3 protein-coding genes are annotated in these 1,865 nt (G+C 68.8%); 1 reads left to right on the top strand and 2 read right to left on the bottom strand.

All coding sequences use genetic code 11. The features are described from left to right. On the bottom strand, window positions 1-589 hold a 589-nt coding region (locus tag AC2VON_RS24270; RefSeq protein WP_486955121.1), incomplete at its 3' end, for a beta-ketoacyl-[acyl-carrier-protein] synthase family protein. Window positions 590-611: 22 nt separating this feature from the next. On the opposite strand from AC2VON_RS24270, the gene AC2VON_RS24265 reads away from it, so the two are divergent. Further along, a complete protein-coding gene (locus AC2VON_RS24265; RefSeq protein WP_486955120.1) occupies window positions 612-980 on the top strand; it encodes a Zn-ribbon domain-containing OB-fold protein in 369 nt (122 codons plus the stop codon). Window positions 981-996: 16 nt separating this feature from the next. Here the strand turns inward: AC2VON_RS24265 and AC2VON_RS24260 are convergent. After that, window positions 997-1,865 (bottom strand): acyl-CoA dehydrogenase family protein (locus AC2VON_RS24260; protein WP_486955119.1); only part of this gene is annotated, 869 nt, incomplete at its 5' end.

The following is a 1,865-nucleotide window of genomic DNA, read 5'->3' as shown; positions in this document are numbered from 1 at the left end:
TGCGCCTGTTGTTGACGGCGAGCCAGCCCAGCTGCTCCTTGGTGGTGCCGTACAACTCCATATGGCGGCGGCAGTTCATCGCCAGCCAGTTGGCCGCTGAATACGCGTGCGCCGCAACCAGCTCGGCAACGTCATCCATCGGTCCGATCACCGGTTGTCCACCATCGTCCGGCTCCGCGGGCCGAGCGAAGGGCGAGCCCGGCGCGCCCGCCTGAGCCGACGCCGCGGCCGGGATCGTCCCACCGAGCATCTGCACGGTGCGGTAAACCAGCACATGGGTTGCCCGGCGTTCGGCTCCTGCGGTAACGGCACGGCACGCCGACATCACCGGTTCCAGCAGGCCACCGGTGCCGAATCCGGCACTGAAGTCGGCCGCCTCGACGCCCAACGCGGCGACGACCTCGACCGTTGGGACGTCGCCCAGCGTTGCGATGCCGTCGACCTGGCCGGGCCGCAGACCGGCGTCGTCGATGGCGGCCCGCGCCGCCTCCAGGGTCAGCTCCAGGCCGGGAATCCCGGTTTTGCGGCCGATTCGCGAGATGCCGACCCCGGACAGGATCGCGCCCTGCTCCAGGCACCGTGTCGACACGAAGAGAGGATACGGTATTCGGGTGGTGACAGAGCCTGCCGGACGCGTCAACGGGCAGCTGTTCATCGAGCATTGCGCCGGGTGCCGGCGCTGGGTACATCCGCCGTCCGGCCGCTGCCCGACCTGCGCCGGCCCCTTGATCGCCGAGCCGGTGTCGGGGAACGGCACGGTGTTCACCTACACCGTCAACGTTCAGTCCTACGACCCGGCGATACCGACTCCGTACATCATCGCCATCGTCGAGCTCGCCGAACAGCCGGGACTGAGGATCGCCACCAATATCGTTGACTGCGAGCCGGATTCGGTTTCCTGCGGGATGGCGGTACAGGCCCGCTTCGACCATCCGCAAGCCGCCGGCGGTGTCCCGGTGTTCGCCCCACCACCTCGGTAAACGGCCCCCACCCGGGCTACTTGATCAGCGGATCGCGCGGCATGCCGAGAATACGTTCGGCGATCTGGTTTCGGGTCACCTCCGAGGTGCCGCCGGCGATCGACATGCCACGCGCAGCCATCACCATGCGCCCGGCCAGCGCCCCCACCCCGTCGCCGAGGGCGACCTCCGGTCCCAGCAGCGCCGCGGCAAGCGCCGCGCCGTCGACCATGTGCTCGGCCAACTTGAGTTTGGTGACGTTGCCCTCCGGGCCCGGCCCGGCACCCTCGACGCTGCGTGCGGCGCGACGCAGGTTCAGCAGTCGCAGCGCCTGCTCGTCGGCGAGGAAGTCGCCCATCCGAACTTTCGCACCGGCGACGTGATCAGCGTGCTGCTGGGTCAGTTTGACCAGGTACCCCTCGGCGCCCCGGAGGTACGAGGCGCTGCCGCCGCCGATGCTGACCCGCTCGTTGCCCAGCGTCGCCCGGGCCACGGTCCAGCCGGCGTTGGGCTGCCCGACGACATCCTCGTCGGGGACGAACACGTCGTTGAAGAAGACCTCATTGAAGTCCGAGCCGCCGGTGATCTGGCGCAGTGGCCGCACCTCGACGCCGGGGGCTTTCATGTCGATGATCACCGCGGTGATGCCGGCGTGCTTGGGGGCGTCGGGGTCGGTGCGGACCGTGGCAAGGCCACGGGCGCAATATTGGGCACCGGACGTCCACACCTTCTGCCCGTTGATCTGCCAGCCGCCGTCTACCCGGGTGGCCCGGGTTTTGATGCCGGCCGCATCCGACCCGGCGTCCGGCTCGGAGAACAGCTGGCACCAGACCTCCTCCTGGCGCAGCGCCTTTTCCACGAATCTTTCGATCTGCGAATCGGTTCCGTGCTGGATCAGCGTCAGGA

It is taken from the genome of Mycobacterium sp. TH-M82 (assembly GCF_057473605.1).
Note: the sequence above shows the minus strand (reverse complement) of the source record. Positions and strands in the feature narration are given on the sequence as shown.